15 protein-coding genes, 1 tRNA gene and 1 pseudogene are annotated in these 17,269 nt (G+C 56.9%); 10 read left to right on the top strand and 7 right to left on the bottom strand.

Features of this window, described 5'->3' with window-relative positions; all coding sequences use genetic code 11:
• Positions 1-228 precede the first annotated feature (228 nt).
• The 5 genes from H4317_RS17615 (at position 229) to H4317_RS17595 (ending at position 7,618) form a co-directional block, all read left to right on the top strand.
• The gene (locus H4317_RS17615) at positions 229-843 is read left to right on the top strand and encodes a TetR/AcrR family transcriptional regulator (protein ID WP_185887860.1); all 615 of its coding nucleotides are present in this window, start codon (positions 229-231) and stop codon (positions 841-843) included.
• Between the two features lie 28 nt (positions 844-871).
• Positions 872-2,542: a TolC family protein gene (locus tag H4317_RS17610; protein WP_185887859.1), complete on the top strand. Its 1,671-nt coding sequence runs from the start codon at positions 872-874 to the stop codon at positions 2,540-2,542.
• A gap of 98 nt (positions 2,543-2,640) precedes the next feature.
• A complete protein-coding gene (locus tag H4317_RS17605; protein WP_185887858.1) occupies positions 2,641-3,762 on the top strand; it encodes an efflux RND transporter periplasmic adaptor subunit in 1,122 nt (373 codons plus the stop codon).
• Positions 3,763-3,823: 61 nt separating this feature from the next.
• Positions 3,824-7,246, top strand: a complete 3,423-nt coding sequence (locus H4317_RS17600; protein WP_185887857.1) for an efflux RND transporter permease subunit — start codon at positions 3,824-3,826, stop codon at positions 7,244-7,246.
• Between the two features lie 93 nt (positions 7,247-7,339).
• Positions 7,340-7,618, top strand: a complete 279-nt coding sequence (locus tag H4317_RS17595; RefSeq protein ID WP_260625727.1) for an acyl carrier protein — start codon at positions 7,340-7,342, stop codon at positions 7,616-7,618.
• A 366-nt stretch (positions 7,619-7,984) separates the two neighbouring features.
• Here H4317_RS17595 and H4317_RS17590 read toward each other — a convergent pair.
• Both H4317_RS17590 and H4317_RS17585 read right to left on the bottom strand, forming a co-directional pair.
• Positions 7,985-8,098: pseudogene (locus H4317_RS17590) on the bottom strand (YkvA family protein); the annotation flags it as partial.
• A 407-nt stretch (positions 8,099-8,505) separates the two neighbouring features.
• Entirely contained in the window at positions 8,506-9,108 is a 603-nt protein-coding gene (locus H4317_RS17585; protein ID WP_185887856.1) for a C40 family peptidase, read from the bottom strand.
• 306 nt (positions 9,109-9,414) lie between these two features.
• Between H4317_RS17585 and H4317_RS17580 the strand changes: the two genes are divergently transcribed.
• Positions 9,415-9,777, top strand: coding sequence for a hypothetical protein (locus H4317_RS17580; RefSeq protein ID WP_185887855.1), 363 nt, complete (start codon positions 9,415-9,417; stop codon positions 9,775-9,777).
• A 69-nt stretch (positions 9,778-9,846) separates the two neighbouring features.
• On the opposite strand, the gene H4317_RS17575 is transcribed toward H4317_RS17580, so the two are convergent.
• The gene (locus H4317_RS17575) at positions 9,847-10,581 is read right to left on the bottom strand and encodes an SDR family NAD(P)-dependent oxidoreductase (RefSeq protein WP_185887854.1); all 735 of its coding nucleotides are present in this window, start codon (positions 10,579-10,581) and stop codon (positions 9,847-9,849) included.
• 282 nt (positions 10,582-10,863) lie between these two features.
• Here H4317_RS17575 and H4317_RS17570 point away from each other — a divergent pair, with 282 nt between their 5' ends.
• Positions 10,864-11,430, top strand: coding sequence for a hypothetical protein (locus tag H4317_RS17570; protein WP_185887853.1), 567 nt, complete (start codon positions 10,864-10,866; stop codon positions 11,428-11,430).
• 94 nt (positions 11,431-11,524) lie between these two features.
• Here the strand turns inward: H4317_RS17570 and H4317_RS17565 are convergent, their stop codons facing one another.
• From H4317_RS17565 to H4317_RS17555, 3 genes are all read right to left on the bottom strand, one after another.
• Positions 11,525-11,968, bottom strand: a complete 444-nt coding sequence (locus tag H4317_RS17565) for a BLUF domain-containing protein (protein ID WP_185887852.1) — start codon at positions 11,966-11,968, stop codon at positions 11,525-11,527.
• Positions 11,969-12,053: 85 nt separating this feature from the next.
• Positions 12,054-12,401, bottom strand: coding sequence for a membrane lipoprotein lipid attachment site-containing protein (locus H4317_RS17560; RefSeq protein WP_185887851.1), 348 nt, complete (start codon positions 12,399-12,401; stop codon positions 12,054-12,056).
• Positions 12,402-12,600: 199 nt separating this feature from the next.
• Positions 12,601-12,673: transfer RNA gene (locus tag H4317_RS17555), tRNA-Thr, on the bottom strand.
• A 241-nt stretch (positions 12,674-12,914) separates the two neighbouring features.
• Between H4317_RS17555 and H4317_RS17550 the strand changes: the two genes are divergently transcribed.
• From H4317_RS17550 to H4317_RS17540, 3 genes are all read left to right on the top strand, one after another.
• On the top strand, positions 12,915-13,349 hold the full coding sequence (locus tag H4317_RS17550) for a hypothetical protein (protein WP_260625726.1): 435 nt from the start codon (positions 12,915-12,917) through the stop codon (positions 13,347-13,349).
• Positions 13,350-13,428: 79 nt separating this feature from the next.
• Positions 13,429-14,175, top strand: coding sequence for an FkbM family methyltransferase (locus H4317_RS17545; RefSeq protein ID WP_185887849.1), 747 nt, complete (start codon positions 13,429-13,431; stop codon positions 14,173-14,175).
• Between the two features lie 14 nt (positions 14,176-14,189).
• Entirely contained in the window at positions 14,190-14,474 is a 285-nt protein-coding gene (locus tag H4317_RS17540; RefSeq protein ID WP_185887848.1) for a DUF4834 family protein, read from the top strand.
• 73 nt (positions 14,475-14,547) lie between these two features.
• Here the strand turns inward: H4317_RS17540 and H4317_RS17535 are convergent, their stop codons facing one another.
• Complete coding sequence (locus tag H4317_RS17535; RefSeq protein WP_185887847.1) at positions 14,548-17,181, bottom strand: DUF5686 and carboxypeptidase regulatory-like domain-containing protein; 2,634 nt, start codon at positions 17,179-17,181, stop codon at positions 14,548-14,550.
• Positions 17,182-17,269 lie beyond the last annotated feature (88 nt).

Below are 17,269 nucleotides of genomic sequence, written 5' to 3'. Positions count from 1 at the left end.
CTCTAAATCAGGAACGCAGCGTGCCTGTAGCGGCAATTGTAGGGACGGCGGAAAGGCTGAGTGACCCAGAAAGACAGAAAAAATCAGTCGGTTTTAAAGTAAAATCCCGCCTGTATCGTCCATGAGGAAGATGGAACTTTCCGGGGCCCAAAAGCACTAAGAAAAAAGATATGGAAACTTTGGAAACAATAAAAGTTTCCGTTGTACCTTTGGGCCCGGAAGTAACTCATGGAAATCAAAGACCGAATTTTACTGGCAGCGCGGGAGCTGTTTACGCGCAATGGCATCCGGAGCGTCTCGATGGATGATATTGCCACGCACCTGAGCATGTCGAAAAAAACGCTCTACAAATGGTTCGAAAACAAGGACCAGATAGTAGAGGGCGTGATACGGCAGCACCTGGGCCAAACCCAGGGCGAATGCGAAGCGCTGATTGGCAAGGCCTCGTCGGCTATTGGGGAGCTGTTTGGGATGCTGGACTGGATGAAAAGCCAGTTCGCCGATATCCATCCCAGCATCTTCCACGATATGCAGAAATACTACCCGGTTTCGTGGCAGCTGTGGCTGGAACACAAAAACAAATACATCCTGGCTCAAATAATAGCCAACCTGCGGCGGGGCATGTCTGAGGGCCTCTACCGCGCCGACCTCGACGTGGAAGTGCTAGCCCGGCTGCGCCTCTCGCAGGTGGAGCTGGCGTTCAACGCCCAAGTATTCCCCCCCAGCGAATTTGACCCCAAGCGTGTGATTCTGACCACGCAGGAACACTTCATGCTGGGAGTGGCCACCCTCAAAGGGCACCGACTCATCAATAAATTCCGTCATGTGACGGAGGAAGAATAAACCCTTTCTGCTCCAGTTTCACCACTCTATGAAACGAATCATCCGACCCTTGCTGCTGGCTACGGCGCTCTGCGGACCTCTGGCAGCCGCGCAGGCCCAGGTAGGCGGCGCGCCCCAGGCCCAGCAGGTGGGCACTATTTCGCTGTCGTTGCAGCAGGCCATCGACTACGCCGTCAAAAACAAGCCGACGCTACTCTCCACGCGCCTCGGCGAGCAAACCGCAAAGGCCAAAGTAGGCGAAATCCGGTCTGCCGGTTTGCCGCAGGTGAACGTGGCGGCCAACGTAGCCGACAACTTCAAGCTGCAGAAGGCGCTGGTAGACTTTGGGGCGCTGGGCGGCGGAGCATCGGCCACGGCACTTACCCCCGCCGACGTAACGGCAGCCCAGAGCGGCCAAACGGTAAACCTGGGAACAGTAACGGTGCCTTCGGAGCCGGTGCCACCGCAGGCGTTTGCCTTTGGTCTGCAATGGGCCGGCAACACCAGCGCTTCGGTGTCGCAGTTGCTGTTCGATGGTGCGTACCTCATTGGCCTGAAAGCGGCCAAAGTGTATGAGGAACTCGCCAAAAAGCAGACGCAACAGGCCGAAATTGACGTGGTGGAGCAGGTAAGCAAAGCCTACTACAGCACGCTGGTAGCCCGGGAGCGGCTGGCGCTGCTGGGCCGCAACGTGCAGCGCCTCGATACGGTGCTCTTTCAGACCAACGAAACCTTCAAAGCAGGTTTCGCTGAAAAGCTTGACGTGGACCGGCTGCGTGTGCAGCGCAATAACTTGGTAGTAGAACAGCAGAAAGCCCAGCGCCTAACGGACCTGAGCATTGCGCTGCTCAAGTTCCAGATGGGTCTGCCCCAGGACCAGAGCGTACAGCTCACCGACTCGCTCGGAACGGCTGTCGTAAATGCTGGCACCCTGCGTCAGCGCCTGGGCGCTGCCAGCCCCACTACTGGTGGTGGTGTGACGGGCCTGGGTGGTGTGCCGACTGCGCCAACTATTAACTCTGGCAACACCGACGCGCAGCGCCAGCAGGACCAGCAGACGGCCCTCAGCGGTGCCCGCACTGGTCAGTTAGCCGCTGCCTTCAACTATAACAACCGCATCGAGTTCAGTACGCTGGAAACCCAGCAGGCCCTGGCTGGCCTCGACCTGGCCAACCGCCGCGCTGGTGCATACCCCCGCTTGCTGGCTACGGCGGCCTACGGTTTCTCGGGCTCGGCCAAGAACGCCGGCGACTTGTTTGCCTTCCGCGGTCCTGATTCGCGGGCGTCTAACGGCTTCCCCAACCAGAACTGGTTTGGCTTCGGCAACGTGGGCCTGAGCCTGCAGATTCCGGTCTTCGACGGCTTCCGCCGCAAATACCAAGTGCAGCAGGCGCGTATTCAGCAGCTGACCATTGAAAAAGGATTCGAGACCCTGCGCCAGAGTATCGACCTGCAGGATGCCCAGAGCCGCACCACGCTCATCAACGCCCTGGACGTACTGGACAACCAGAAAGCCAACCTCGATTTGGCTCAGGATGTGGCCCGCGTATCGCGCATCAAGTTCCAGGAGGGCGTAGGCTCCAACTTGGAAGTCGTGACGGCCGAAACCTCGCTTCGGGAGGCCCAGACCAACTACTACGCTGCTATCTACGATGTGCTGGTGGCGAAAGTAGACCGTGACAAAGCTACCGGCGAGCTGTACAACCAGTCGCAGAAGTAAGCCGCCGGGCGGCAGATGCCACGTGTTACACGCTTCTGCCCCAGTCTTGTACAACTTCGTTCTTGCTCCTCAACTCCATGCTACTCTCTTCTTTGCATATGAAATACTCTACCTCCGCGGCCGTGCTGGCACTGGCGCTACTGGCGTCCTGTGGTCAGAAAGACCCCGCCGCCGAACTGGCCAAACTGAAACAGGAACAGGCATCTAACCAGGCCAAGATTGCCGAACTGGAAGCCAAATCCGGCAAAACCGGTGAAGAGGCCGCCGTACTGACGACTCCCGTTTCGGTGATAAAAGTGGCTCCTGAGAGCTTTAAGAGCTACCTCGAGGTACAGGGCCGTGTAGATTTCGACCAGAATGCCACCGTGGCTGCCCGGGCTGCCGGTACGCTTACCAGCCTGCGCGTGCAGCGCGGCGACCGGGTGAGCAAAGGCCAGACGCTGGCTACCGTAGATGCCTCCATTCTGGACGCCAACATTGCCGAACTGCGCACCCGTATGGACCTCGCCCGCGTGATATACGAGAAGCAGGACCGTCTCTGGAAACAGCAGATTGGGACCGAAATTCAGTATCTGCAGGCCAAAAACAACTACCAGGCGCTGCAGCGCAACCTGTCTACGCTGAACCAGCAGCGCGCCCTTTACAGCGTAGTGGCTCCCTTCAGCGGCACCGTTGACGATGTGCTGCCCAAACTGGGCGAAGCCGTGGCGCCCGGCGCTCCGGTAGTGAAGCTGCTGAGCGGCGGTGGCACTGGCAAGATCATCGTGGATGTATCGGAAGCCTACGCCAACCGCATCAAAGTCGGCGACAAGGCGCTGGTGACCATTCCGGACCTGGGAACTGAGGAAGCTCCCGCTACGGTGCGCGTCGTGACCAGCACCATCAATCCTACCAGCCGGACTTTCACCACGGAGCTGCGCCTAAACAACGCTAAAACTGGCCAGTTGCGCCCCAACATGGTGGCCAATGTGCGCATTCAGAACTACGACCGCCAAAACGCTACAGTATTGCCCGTAGATCTGGTACAGAAAGACGAACAGAATAGCTACGTGTTGGTGGTGGCTTCGGAAGGTGGCAAGCAAGTCGCCAAGAAGCGCATCATTCAGGTGGGCAACACCTACAATGGCAAAGTGGAAGTTACCAGCGGCCTGCAAAACGGCGACCAGGTAATTTCTGCTGGGTATCAGAACCTGAACGAAGGCCAGGCGGTGAGCCTGTAGCAGAGCGACCCCCTTCCTCCATTGAGGAAGAGCGTTTCGTCCACCCCGCAAAGACTATATCATGCAGGACGTAGAAAAAGAATTCGGGCCCACCAGTTGGTCCATTGATAACAAGACGACCATTTACATCATCACGCTGCTGCTCTGCGTGGCGGGTATTTTCTCCTACATCAAGCTGGGCAAGGAGAAGTTCCCCGACATCGTGATTCCGCGTATCATCGTGGCCACGATTTATCCGGGTACTTCGCCGACCGATATTGAAAACCTTGTCACGCGCCAGCTGGAGAAGGAAATCAAGAGCGTGAACGGGGTGAAGAAAATCAGCTCCACTTCCAACCAGGACTATTGCATCGTAGATGTGGAGTTCAACTCCGGCGTGGACGTGCAGTATGCCAAGCAGCTCATCAAGGATGCCGTTGATAAGGCCCAGAACGAGTTGCCCAACGACCTGCCTTCGCCGCCTACTGTGCAGGAAGTAAACCTGTCTGAGCTGCCCATCATGAACATCAACCTGGCCGGCAACCTGCCGGTTAGCCAGTTGAAAAAGTACGCCGACGACTTCCAGGACAAGATTGAGGCCCTGCCCGAAATTACCCGGGTTGACATCATCGGGGCCCTGGACCAGCAGGTGAATGTGGACGTGGACCTGAACCGCCTGCGGGCATCCCGCCTCAGCTTCAGCGACGTCAGCAGCGCCATTGCGCGTGAAAACATTACTATTTCGGGCGGCTCGGTGAATGTGGGCGACCAGAAACGCGCCGTGCGTGTGGCTGGCCAGTATGCCCGGGCCGCTGATATTGCCAACATTCAGGTGAAAAACCTGAACGGCGCGGCTGTGCGTCTCGGCGACATTGCTACCGTTACGGATGCCTTTAAGGACCGCGAATCGTATGCTCGCCTCGATGGCAAAACGGCTATTACCCTGAACGTTATCAAGCGCCAGGGCGAAAACCTGATTGATGCCTCCGATAAAATCAAGGAAATCATCAAGGACTCGAAAACGAGCCTGCCCAACGAGCTGAGCATTACCGTTACCGGCGACACGTCCAACGATACCCGCGTTACGCTCCACGACCTGATTAACACCATCATCATCGGCTTCATCCTCGTGACGCTGATTCTGATGTTCTTCATGGGCACGACCAACGCGCTGTTCGTGGGCCTCTCGGTGCCGATTTCCATGTTCCTGGCCTTCGTGATGCTGCCGGTGTTTGGGTTTGCTCTGAACATGATTGTGCTCTTCGCTTTCCTGCTGGCCCTGGGTATTGTGGTGGATGACGCCATTGTGGTTATCGAAAACACTCACCGCTTACTTCACGAGCATCCGAAACTGACTACCGCCCAGGCTGCGAAGTATGCTGCCGGTGAGGTGTTTATTCCGGTACTGGCCGGCACGCTCACTACGGTAGCGCCGTTTGTGCCGCTCATGTTCTGGCCGGGTATTGTGGGCTCGTTCATGTTCTATCTGCCCGTCACGCTCATTCTCACTCTGATGTCGTCGCTCATCGTGGCCTTCATCATGAACCCGGTGTTTGCCGTGAGCTTCATGGAGCGCGAAGACCACCACAGCGGCGAAAAGCCTCAATTGACGAAGAATTTCCTCATTGCCATGGGGGTACTGTTGCTGATTGCCATCATTGGCTACATCGCCGGTTCGCCATTCGTCGGAAACCTGAGCGTGTTTATCATCATCCTTTGCTTCCTCGACAAGTTCGTATTCGTGCACATGATTGCGGGCTTCCAGACGAAGGTGCTGCCTCGCTTCCAGAACGGCTACGCCAGCCTCGTGAACTGGGCCATCAGCCACCCGGTATTGGTGATGGTGAGCATGGTGGTGCTGTTTTTCATATCCATCTTCGCAGTAGGTGCCCGTAGCCCCAAAGTTGACTTCTTCCCCTCCGGCGACCCGAAATTCGTGTACACCTACCTCAAGATGCCAGTAGGTACGCGGGTAGAAGTAACGGACTCGGTGGCCCGCGTGCTGGAAAACCGCATCTATAAGGTTATCGGCAAGGACAATCCCGACGTGGAATCAGTGATTACCAACGTAGCCATCGGCGCCTCAGATCCAGGTGAGGCTTCTGCTTCGGGCACGTCCCAATCGAACCTGGCCAAAGTGGCTGTGGCGTTCAAGGAGATGAGCGAGCGGACCGGCCCGGCCACGAGCACCTATATGGATAAAATTCGGGAAGCGGTGAAAGGCATCCCTGGTACCGAAATTTCGGTGGACAAGGAAGCCAGTGGCCCGCCGCAGGGCAAAGCCATTGCCATCGAGGTAGCCGGCGACGACTATCCCACGCTGATTAAGCTGTCGAAAGACGTGACCCGCTACATCGAGTCCAAAAAAATTGGGGGTATTGAGCAGCTGCGCTCCAACCTGGAAGACCGCAACCCCGAAATTGCCGTGGATATCAACCGTATTCGCGCTAACCGGGAAGGCATCAGTACCGCCCAGATTGGCTCCGAAGTGCGCACGGCTATCTATGGCACCGAGGCCAGCAAGTTCAAGACTCCCGATGATGAGTACCCGATTCAGGTGCGCTACGCCGAGCCCTACCGCTCCGACGTGGACGCCATCCTGAACTCGCCACTTACCTTCCGCGACGCTACCGGTACCATTCGCCAAGTTCCGATTTCGTCGGTGGCTGATGTGCGCTACGGTACCACCTACGGCGGCATCAAGCGCAAAGACGTGAAGCGTGTTATCACCATTTCTTCAAACGTGCTCAACGGCTTCACCGGCCCTGATGTAGTGCGTCAGATTGAAACTTCGCTCAAAGCCTTCCCAACGCCTCCGGGTTACATCGTGAAAATGGGTGGCGCGCAGGAAGACCAGGAGGAAACTAGCTCTTTCCTCGGTGTAGCTGCTGTAGGCGCCATTGCCCTCATCTTCCTGGTGCTCGTAATGCAGTTCAACTCGGTGAGCAAGCCGGTCATCATCCTCACCGAAATCATCTTCTCGGTGGTTGGGGTAATGCTGGGCCTGGCCATTACGGGTATGAATATCAGTATCGTAATGACAGGCGTAGGCATCATTGCCCTGGCAGGTATCGTGGTGAAAAACGGGATTCTGCTGGTCGAGTTCACCGACATTCTGCGTAGCCAGGGCATGCCGCTCCGCGAGGCCATCGTAATGGCCGGCCGCACCCGTCTGAACCCGGTAATTCTGACGGCCACCGCCGCTACACTGGGCCTGATTCCGCTGGCCATTGGTCTGAATATCGACTTCTACGAACTGTTCAATTCGTTCCAGCCTCACTTCTTCATCGGGGGCGAATCGGTGACGTTCTGGGGGCCGCTGGCTTGGACCATCATCTTCGGTCTGGTGTTTGCCACCGTCATCACGCTGGTAGTAGTACCGGTGATGTATCTGATAACAGAATCCCTGAAGCTGAAAATTTTCGGCAAACCGGCCAATACCGATGCAACCGATTCGTTGGAGCAGGACTCTACGGTTCGGCAGCGGGAGCTGACCGAAGCATAACCCGGGTAGTTGGTAGTGGGCAAAGGGCCGTCTGGCCCTGATAGCCAGGTGCCTGCGCCCACTACCACCTCTCACTTTTTCTCTACCAGTACCATGTCGTACTCTCCTATGATTGCTGCCACGACAACTTCCGCCCCCAAATCCATTCAGCAGCAGGTGCTGCGTATCATCAGCAAGCGCAAGGCTATCAAGTCCAAGCGCCTGCGTATCAGCAGCAGCCTGAGCCGCGAACTAGGCTTCGACACGGTAGACGTGGTAGACATTATTCTGGAGCTGGAACGCAATTTCCACATCACCATTCCTGATGAAGTGCCACTGGCTACGGTCGGCGACTTTGTGAGCTATGTGGCTTCTCACGCTAAAGCAGCGTAATTTCTTCTCTGCAGAAACACAAAAGCGGCCCGGAACATTGTTCCGGGCCGCTTTTGTGTTTCTGGCTAAGTAGTTTTCCTCTTACCGAACGTTGCCGCCCGTGTCGCCGCCGTCCGGGCGGGCATCGGTAGACTGGTTTGGTTCGCGGGTACTGTCGGTCGTATTGGCGGCAGTGTCGGTGTGCGGTTTGGGTTGGACCGGCTTTGCTGGGCTAGGTTTGGCTGGTTCCGCCTTAGGAGCGGCATGCTGAGACGCAGCAGGTTTTTCGTCCTCTATTACCTGCGCATCTTCTACCAGCTCGGGGCGGGTTTTTTCCCATTCCGCAAACTTATCCATCTCCTCCTTAATGGTAGAGCTGAACCACGCTACTAGTGCCACATCATCCAGCAGGCCCAGCACCGGAATAAAATCCGGAATCAGGTCGATGGGGCTCATGAAATAGATAGTAACCGCTACGGCTGCTACGACGGTGCTGGTGGGCAGGCCGGTGTACTCGCCTGAAACCGAAGCACGAATAAGACGAAACAGTGTCTGCAGTGTTTCCCAGGCTTCGTGCGCCAGGCTGCCTATGTCGTTTTTCTCGCTGGCCTTCTCGTAGGCATCGTTCAGCAGTTGCTTGATGCGGGTGGGCTTCTTGATGTATTCCTCCGCCTTGCCAACGAACTTTTTGAATACTGGCGAATCAGCTACTTGTTCGCCTTTGGGGGTTTGCTTATCCATAACGGGAAAAGGAGAGAACGTAAGGTTGGGTCCCTGCGCTGGTAAAGCATAGGGCTACTGCCTGCCTATACTGTTTCGCCGCAAAATGGTTATCCGCGGGCAGACTACCAATAAAAATGCCCCGCCCGGAAAGGAGCGAGGCATCAAATAGCCAGTACGCAAGCCTGTTAGTTGGTGGCCACACGGCCGGCAGCGTAGAAGTTGCGGTGGTAATACGCCTGGTTCAGGGAGCTGACCATCACGCCACCGTTGGTAGCAGAATGAGCAAACTTGCCATCTTTCAGGTAGATGCCTACGTGGTAAATCGGCTGGCCCGGGCCACGACGGAAGAAAACCAAATCACCGGTTTCCATTTCGTCCTTGTCTACTCGCTTCACGCTCTGAAACATGGAGCGGGAGCTGCGTTGCAGCGTGATGCCGTATACTTCTTTGAATACGCGGGTTACAAAACCGGAGCAGTCGGTGCCTTTTTTGCTGTTGCTGCCGTAGCGGTAGGGGGTGCCCATCCAGTCAAGTACGGTGCGGAGCAGAGTAGTATTCTCGGTGCGGGCCAGGCGGAGTCCGAGAGCCTGGCCGTAATAGTCGTATGCAGCGGAGTCGCTGGCAGCGGCGGCAGGCTTTTCTTCCTCGTCAAGTGAGAAACCAGACAGGAAGGACGCTTCAGCATGTACAGGGGCCGAAGCGGAGGTAGCGGTAGAAGGAGCTTGTTCGAAGAGGAAAGAGAGGGCCATGGCGGCCGCGGCGAGGCAATACAGGGAAATATTCTTCATTGTCCGTCGTGGAGGTGGCAAAATCGGTTTTCGGTAGGGGCCGATGGAACCGGGAAGTACTTCTTTCGTCGATAGAAGCGGATGAAAAAAGGAAGCGTAAATCGGTGAAAAAACGACGAAAAAGAGCAGGCTCTATTTCCGCCGATGGTTAAAGCTAGGCCTAAAATTTTGGACTAGCCTAGTTTTGCCTGCCGTTTTTGACAAAGTTCTTATTTAAAGGCAATTTATTATTTGATAATACGTGCAACCTGTGTAACCGTATAGGCTGTTTGGTGCGTATACTCCGCCCTGTTTTTCTCTTGCCTCATGACCTCTCCGCGCATTATTGAAAACTCACCTTTGGCCCGTATTGCCCGCCTCAAACTGGGCACGCGTAGCGTGGCTATGGTGCTCGGTAATAGCATTCATTTGAGTGGAGCCACTAAAGAAGAGTTTTTAAATGATCCGTATTGGGTGGCGCACGAAATGGAGCATATCCGCCAGTTTCAGGAATATGGCCGGTTGGGGTTTCTGTGGCGATACATGGTGGGGTGGGCCCGGCACGGGTACTATAACATTCCTTTTGAAGCGCAGGCCCGTGAAGCAGGCCACCGAAATGCGGCACAATACGCACAAGGCCGCCCTCTGCCCGACCCGGCTACCATGCACCAAGGCCCGAAGGCAACATAAAGCGGATAGGCTACTCAGTGAGTAGCCTATCCGGAGGTAATTGTACAGGTGCTGAGCAGCGTTAGGGCTCTATAAAGTTGCCAGACGCCCACCGTCAGCTACCAGAGTGGTGCCGTTGATGAAGCTGGCTTCGGAGGAAGCCAAGAAGCAAATGGCGGCCGACAACTCTTCAGGAGTGCCTACCTGACCAGTGATTTTCTCTTTGCCGCTCTTCACGTTCGGGTTGCTCCAAAGCATTGGCGTATCCACGGCACCAGGCGCTACAGCATTGATGCGAGTGTGCGTGTGCGGAATTTCCTGACTCAAGCCCCGTACAAAGGCCTCAATGGCGCCCTTGCTGGTGGCGTATGGAATAACGTTGGGAGTAGTCTGATGGGCATGTACCGAACTGACGGCCACGATACTGCCGTGCTTCATATGCGGCAGACACAACTGCGTGAGCCGAAACAAACTGCGCAGATTCACCTGCAAAAGCGTGTCCCAGCTCTTGGGCTTGAGCGTAAGGATGGTATCGAAGGTCATCATACCGGCATTGCTGACCAGAACGTCTATTTTATGCCAAGCAGCCAGCGTTTTGTTTACGGCTGCCACTAGTTGCGCATCGCGGCCCACGTCTGTACGGATAAACATAGCCGTTCCTCCAGCCGCTTTTATCTCACGCACTACGTCTCGGCCCTCCTGTGCGTCGCGGCCTAGTATGGCCACTCGGCCCCCTTCCTGAGCCATCTGGACTGCTACGGCCCTTCCAATACCGGAAGTAGCGCCCGTCACGAAGCACACTTTATCTTGAAAACGCTGCTGCATACTGCTGTTCAAAAACGAATAAAGGCCGCGCTTACCGGCGGCCTACGCAGAAACGCCTAGGTAGCGCAGAAGTTTTTCGGCAGTGCCTCATTTGGAGGCAGAAAGCGGCGCTATCGGCTGGCTGGTGGCATTAGCAGGCGAAATATGTGACCCGGAGGAAGCCGTAAGCCAAAAACCCATACGTCTGATCCGCAACCCAAAAGAAGGTTTTCTCGAATAGAGGGCAGGAGCAGCCGGAAGGCCGCTCCGTTACTTAGTTGTACTCCTTACTCTTTCATTATCATGGACAACAAGCAAAACCAGCCGAATTCCGGCACGTCTTCTTCCTCGTCTTCCAGCGCCGCCAACAAGCCCGCTTCGCAGTCTACTACTCCTTCCACCAGCGGTTCAGCTACTCCCTCAGGAAACACATCTAATAGTGCTTCTTCCGGCCGTCAGAACCAGCAGCCCACCTCAACTTCCAATAGCGCTGCTTCGCGCCAACCACAGGCAGAAAGCACTACACCTGCCAATCAGAACGAGCAAAATCAGGATACCCAGCGCAAATCCTGGCTCGACCAGGAGCAGTGGGCTAAGAGTGTAGATCAACTGCCCCAGTCGCTCAAGGACTTTGGAAACAAAGCATTGGAGCAAGTGAATAGCCTCTCGACTACCCAAAAGGTAGTTGGTGGTGCTTTACTGGTAAGCGGTTTGAGCTGGCTGGCGCTGCGCGGCAAAAGCGGCAAAACATCGGTAGCCAGTGACTCGCGCTACACGCCTAAAGGTGAGTCCAAATGGAAGTCCAGCAGCGAATCGGTATATCGTGGCACAACATCCTCGCTGCACAATAGTGAAGATGACACCTTCTAGGCGCTTCGCCTACGTTAGACATGGCATGTACTCCGGCTGACTAAGCTGGGATACTAAACAAAAAACGCCGCCAGCATCTTTGCTGGCGGCGTTTTTATTGTGCTGGTGTTTCCTGTTCCGAGTCGTCTCGCAGCATAAAGGCATGCATAATCCCCAGTAGTAAGGAGTCGGCAGCACTCAGGCCGGATGGAGCGATGTTAGTTGTTTCAGGCGACTGGTAACCTAGTAGGAGATTAAACTGCTCATCATTCACTACCCGGAACGCCATCGACCAATCGGGAAAGCTTCGGTTTTCTACGGGTTTGTCGGCTAGCTTGATAATGCCTGTATGGCGCGGGTCCTGCGCAATATGGTTATACAGCGCATGCACAGCGGCCGGCGGGCCTTCGAGCAACTGCATGAATTGCCCGGCATGATATAACAGAATTCCCGTCAGTCCCTGCTGCTCGTTGTTAGCTCTGGCTTGACTGAGCAAGGTGTGTAGTTGCTCTTCAGAGAAAGGTACTGCGGACGTACTGCTATATATAAGATGGTGCATAAGTGAAGGCAATTTCCGGAAGCTGGACTATGATTTTGCCAACACTCGCCCAGCGCGAGTTAGTTTCGTTATGCCCGTTCAGGACCTACTTTACGGCCAAGGTGCTCACTGTGCCGGTGCTTTTGTCTACCTCGAAGGCCGCACGGTTGGGCATGCGGCCAGCCCAGTCGGTGCGCGGTACCAGCACTTGCCAACGGTCGTCTACCTCCACCACGCTGGCCGAGTCGAGGACGTAGAGCGCAGCGTTCGGCTGGCCCTGCAAGTATTGGCCCACGGCAGCGCGGGCAGCAGTGGCAGTGGGCGCCCCAGTTGCGCTGGTTTGCTCTTGGGCCTGTTGTGCGGACGGTGTTTGCGTGCTTTCGGCAGAAGGGGTTTGCTGGCAGCCACTCAACATTGCCAGACCAGCCAGCGCCACAAGGAAAGTGCGTTTCATAGCAGAATAGAAATGAGGCGGCTCAAATACTGGCCACACAGTTAAGCTTACAGTACAGAAAACGTGCAGTAAGGATTCCGGTTGTAAACCGGGCGACTGAGTCCGTCAGGCTAGTGTGCATGACAGACCTGGAGGGAAAGGCCTAAACGCAAGAACGCCTTTGCAAATACAGGATTTGCAAAGGCGTTCTTATTCACTGAGCCTGTTATTGGACTCGAACCAACGACCTGCTCATTACGAATGAGCTGCTCTACCAGCTGAGCTAAACAGGCATTTCCGAGGCGGCATATCCGTCAGGGGCAGCAAAGATAGAAACCCCGCGGAAAACCAAGCAACCCTTGGGCGCATTTTTTCGGCGCTTCCGGATAGATAGCATCGTATCAATTGCGCCGCTGCTGCTGCAAATTGTCCGGACAACTCCGTTTCAGCCTAACCCGCTGCTACAATTTGGCGTTCGTAAACACAAAAAACCTCTTCTCGATACGGTCAATGACTAAGCCACATACTACCCTAATGCCCGCGCTACTTGGCGGAATGGCTGGCGCTGTAGCCCTCACGGTTCTGCATGAAACCGTCCGTCGCCTGCGCCCCGAAGACGCGCCCCGCATGGATGTGCTGGGTATGCGTGGCCTTCGCAAGCTTCTGGCTAAAGCTGACGCACCACAGCCTGATGAAGAAACTGCGTACGGCCTGACCATGCTTGGTGATTTGGTGAGCAATGGCCTGTGCTACAGCTTAGTCGGGACTGGCAAAGGGGCGTTGGGAAGAGGAACGGCCCTGGGGCTGGCCGCCGGTATTGGCGGCGTGGTGCTGCCCGGGCCGCTGGGTCTGGGCGAAGGTCCCAGCAACCGCACGCCCCAAACCAAAGCCATGACCGTAGCGTGGTACACCGTTGGTGGCATAGTGGCAGGAGTAGTGGCGCAGCAACTGAGCAAAGAGAATGTGTAAGTAGCTAAGGAAGCAGCAGCAGGGGTGAGGCACACCGAATTCCGTAGAGCCGGCCGGGCTTACTACCTTTACCGCCTCTATGAAAGCACTCCGTAAACTTCTGGTCCGCGCGCTCGGCTTCGAGCGGTACATCCGTTTCGTGAGCCGCGTGTACTTGCGGCTGGTGGGCGCGGGCTGGGGCCGGCAGAAATATCCGGAGCTGTTTTTCCTGGAGAAGATTATCAAGCCCGGCTTTGTGTGCCTCGATATCGGGGCCAACCTGGGCTATTACTCGGTGGCGCTTTCGCGGCTGGTAGGGGCGGAGGGCCAGGTGCTGGCCGTAGAGCCGATTCCGGATTTCCAGGCTATCTGGCAGGATAACGTGAAGATCAGCGGCTACCCCAACCTCACGCTGCTGCCCTACGCGCTGGGCGGCCAGAATACTACCGTGCAGATGGGCACACCCGAGCGCAACGGCCTGCTGCACCACGGCATGACCAAAGTAGCCGCCAGCAACCCCGATGAGCACTACGCCCGCACCTACGACGTGCCCATGCGCGTGCCTGATGACCTGCTGGCCCACCTGCCGCGCCTCGACTTCGTGAAGTGCGACGTGGAAGGCTTCGAGCACGAGGTATTCCGGCACATGCAGGCCACGCTGCGCCGTTTCCGGCCGCTCATCCAAACGGAGTTGAATGGCCTGGAAAACCGCCGCGCCGTGGTAGCGGTGCTCGATAAGCTGGGCTACAAACCATTCGTGCTGTCGGAGCGTTCTGAACTCGTGCCGTGCTTGGAGGCGCAGCTAAGCAGCGCCGTCACCGCCGATTTTTACTTTCAACCTGTTTAAGCCCCGGCTGATCCATGCTGATTAAATTCCTGCTCATTTTCTTCCTGCTGGCGCTGGTATTGCGCTTTGTGCTGCCCGTGCTGATGCGCTATCTGGTGGTCGGGTTCCTGCAAAAGCAGGCCCGCCGGCACGCGCAACAGTTCGGTGGTGCCCCGTTTGAAGCTGCTCCCAACGCGTCGGAGCAAACCCGCACCGCCAGCGGCGACGTCCACGTAGACTATGTGCCGCCTCGCCAGAAACCCGCACAGCCCAAGGAGTTCAAGGGCGGTGAGTACGTGGACTTCGAGGAAGTGAAATAAGCCGGTCTGCTGTCATCAAAAAGGCCCTCTGCCAATGCGGTAGAGGGCCTTTTTGCTTGTTTATCTCATGCCTTTAAAACCCGATGCCTACCCGCACGCCCGTCCCTACGCGCTGCCCCGACTGCAGGCCGGTGTAGAAGTCCACGCGCATTACCTTGAACACGTGCTCGAGGCCCACACCCAGCTCCACATAGTGGCCGACCTGCGCGGTAGTAAGGTAGTTGAGTGAGGCCACCTCCTGCCATTTCAGTTGCCGCAGCAGCGGGATTTTATTCAGGAAGAAGCCGTTGAAATGGTGGTTGTAGTGCGCCTCCAAAAACCGGCGCTGCGTGCTGAAACGGTAGTAGTCGAGGAGCTGAAACTGGCTGAAATCGGCGGCTAGGTAGGTGCGGTTGCCGCTGAAGTGGCGGAAGTCCATAAACGACAGCTCGGGCGTGCCCACAAAGCCGCCGGCCGCCACTTTGTAGCTGCTCGTGCCCAGCAGCCCCAGCCCGATGTTCTGCCGGATGCCGAGTTCCAGCAGCGTGTAGCGCACATCAGAGCCCAGCACGCCGCCTACGCCTTGCCGCCAGATACCCACAAATGTCGGCGACTTCGAGCCCAGATTAATCTTGCCATCAGGGCGCGTGATGTAACGTTGGCCGGGCCGAAATGACGCTACTAGCTCCCAGGTCAGGGCTTGGTTGCGGCCGAAACCGGTGCCATCGGGCAGCTCCTCGTTGCGCGGGTCGTTGGGCGTGAAAGCCACGCCGGCCTTGTCGCGCCACAGGTCGATGGTGGTGTTTTCCAGCTCGTGCCGGCCGTAGTAGCTCAGCGTGCCCTGTAGCGTCAGGCCGTTCAACACCTCGGCCTGATAGCCCAGCTGGCCCCCGTCGCGGCGGTAGGTTTTGGCGTAGTTGCGGTTTTCGAGCAGCGTGTAGTAGGTGTTGATGAAGGGTGTGAGCTGCGTGTTAGGGTCGAAGTTGTCGATGGTGCGCCCCACACGGGCCGTGAGCCGCGACACGCGCACCGGATGCAGCTGCCAGGTACCCGCAAGGCTAGGACTAACCAGCTTATTGCTGAATCCGTAGCGCACGGCCGGCGTGATGGAGTAGGAACGCCGGTCGTCGGTGCGCTGCGTAAACGTGGCTTCGGGGTTGATAACAGTGCCTTCTACCGTGTTGTAGTTCAGGATGTTGAACACCGGTGCCACGTACCACGAGCGTTTACGGAACGTATTGGAATAGGTGTAGCCGGTCAGCAGAAACTTGCTTACTTCTAGCTCGTTACGTACCCGGTCCAGCGAGTCTTGGTAGGGCCGTGAGTTGCGCACTACCTCGGTGCTGTCTTTTACCTGGTAGTCCTTCTGTTCCTCCTCGGTCAGTGGAATGGGCCGGATGGTGTCCCAGTAGCTGGAATCCCGCTCGTTCACGCCTTTCTCTACCAGCATTATTTCGCCGCGCTTCAGTTGCCCGATGCTCAGGCCGGCCGTGTCGCGCTCCGCCGCTTTGCTCTGGCGGCGCACCTCCCGGTTCAGGCCGCTCAGCTTCGGCTTCTGCTTTCTGATTTCGGCGGCCGTTTCACGCGTTACGGGGGCTTCGGCGGGCTCTTTGGTAGCAGGGGCAACTGGCAGGGCAGTTGGTGCCGGGCGGTTGGGGTAGGTGGGCTGCACTTTATAGTTGCTGAGCACCGCCGTCAGGTAGCCGCTGCCTTTGAAGCCAAACGCAGTAAAGCCCACCGTAATCTTCTGCGACTGAATCACCCAGACGTGGGGCGCACCGGGTGCGGGCGCAAACAGCTGCTCGATGTGGAAATTGTCAACGTAGTCGAGCTGGGCGTTTTTATCGAGGTTGAGCGACACAGAGTGTAGCCGCCACGTGCCGTCCACGATGTAGATGTGGCCGGAGGAAAATACCGGGTCGGTGCGGCGGCGCGGCGTGACTTTGATTTTATGTACCAGCACGCCGCCCTGCTGACTGCTGCCTTCCAGCTCGTACTTATAGAACAGCAGGGCACCATCGGCAACCGGCGACACGAAGCCGCGCTCCGAAAACCCGCTTTTCAGTACGTTCTCGTAGAAATTGAGGCCCGCCCCGCGCCCGGCGCGGTTGAAGCTGATGCCTTTGGTGTCGCCGCTCACGCGGGAGGAAATCATGCGCTCCTGCACTACGTTCGGCTGCCGGAAGCTCAGCTCTGACACCGATTCTGACAAATAGAAAATTCCCGGCTTGAAATCGGGCCCGATTTTCACAAGGCCCAGCAGCTTGCCCGGCACCTCCGCAAACCGCCCCAGCGCCTTGATATACGCCCGAGTTTTGAAGGCTGACACTTCGCGCAGGTGGTAGCGCCGCCACTGCTGGGCCTGCTGAATGATGGCGTAGGCTGGGTCCCGGTCGGAGGCGCGCACTACCACTTCGCGCAGTTTATACGCCTCGGGCTCCAGCGTAATGTTGAGCGTGGTGGCTGTGTCGCCGCCCGCTACACGTACGGTTTCTATGCGTGGCTTATACCCTACATACTGGTATACCAGTTCATAGGTGCCGGCTGGCATCCGCAACTGGTAGTTGCCCTGCTCATTGGTGGCGGTGCTGGTGGTAGTGGTGCGCACTGCCACATTGGCGAAGGCCAGCCCCGTGCCCTGCGGATCCGTGACACGCCCCTTGATAATGCCGGCTTGTGCCGCCAGTGTGTTGAACAGAAAGAAAAGCAGGAGTAAATAGCGGTGCATCGGGCAGATAAAGACAGTTGGTGCCAAGATAGATAGAATACATAGCCGCAGGGTTGTATTGGCCCGTTATTATCCGGCTTCAAGCGGC

This window comes from Hymenobacter sediminicola (genome assembly GCF_014250515.1).
Lineage (GTDB): Bacteria > Bacteroidota > Bacteroidia > Cytophagales > Hymenobacteraceae > Hymenobacter > Hymenobacter sediminicola.
Note: the sequence above shows the minus strand (reverse complement) of the source record. Positions and strands in the feature narration are given on the sequence as shown.

What these genes read in the sequence shown, in the direction of transcription:
- H4317_RS17615 (WP_185887860.1), top strand. Translation starts at nt 229, where the DNA reads ATGGAAATCAAAGACCGAATTTTACTGGCAGCGCGGGAGCTGTTTACG.
- H4317_RS17610 (WP_185887859.1), top strand. Translation starts at nt 872, where the DNA reads ATGAAACGAATCATCCGACCCTTGCTGCTGGCTACGGCGCTCTGCGGA.
- H4317_RS17605 (WP_185887858.1), top strand. Translation starts at nt 2,641, where the DNA reads ATGAAATACTCTACCTCCGCGGCCGTGCTGGCACTGGCGCTACTGGCG.
- H4317_RS17600 (WP_185887857.1), top strand. Translation starts at nt 3,824, where the DNA reads ATGCAGGACGTAGAAAAAGAATTCGGGCCCACCAGTTGGTCCATTGAT.
- H4317_RS17595 (WP_260625727.1), top strand. Translation starts at nt 7,340, where the DNA reads ATGTCGTACTCTCCTATGATTGCTGCCACGACAACTTCCGCCCCCAAA.
- H4317_RS17585 (WP_185887856.1), bottom strand. Translation starts at nt 9,108, where the DNA reads ATGAAGAATATTTCCCTGTATTGCCTCGCCGCGGCCGCCATGGCCCTC.
- H4317_RS17580 (WP_185887855.1), top strand. Translation starts at nt 9,415, where the DNA reads ATGACCTCTCCGCGCATTATTGAAAACTCACCTTTGGCCCGTATTGCC.
- H4317_RS17575 (WP_185887854.1), bottom strand. Translation starts at nt 10,581, where the DNA reads ATGCAGCAGCGTTTTCAAGATAAAGTGTGCTTCGTGACGGGCGCTACT.
- H4317_RS17570 (WP_185887853.1), top strand. Translation starts at nt 10,864, where the DNA reads ATGGACAACAAGCAAAACCAGCCGAATTCCGGCACGTCTTCTTCCTCG.
- H4317_RS17565 (WP_185887852.1), bottom strand. Translation starts at nt 11,968, where the DNA reads ATGCACCATCTTATATATAGCAGTACGTCCGCAGTACCTTTCTCTGAA.
- H4317_RS17560 (WP_185887851.1), bottom strand. Translation starts at nt 12,401, where the DNA reads ATGAAACGCACTTTCCTTGTGGCGCTGGCTGGTCTGGCAATGTTGAGT.
- H4317_RS17550 (WP_260625726.1), top strand. Translation starts at nt 12,915, where the DNA reads ATGCCCGCGCTACTTGGCGGAATGGCTGGCGCTGTAGCCCTCACGGTT.
- H4317_RS17545 (WP_185887849.1), top strand. Translation starts at nt 13,429, where the DNA reads ATGAAAGCACTCCGTAAACTTCTGGTCCGCGCGCTCGGCTTCGAGCGG.
- H4317_RS17540 (WP_185887848.1), top strand. Translation starts at nt 14,190, where the DNA reads ATGCTGATTAAATTCCTGCTCATTTTCTTCCTGCTGGCGCTGGTATTG.
- H4317_RS17535 (WP_185887847.1), bottom strand. Translation starts at nt 17,181, where the DNA reads ATGCACCGCTATTTACTCCTGCTTTTCTTTCTGTTCAACACACTGGCG.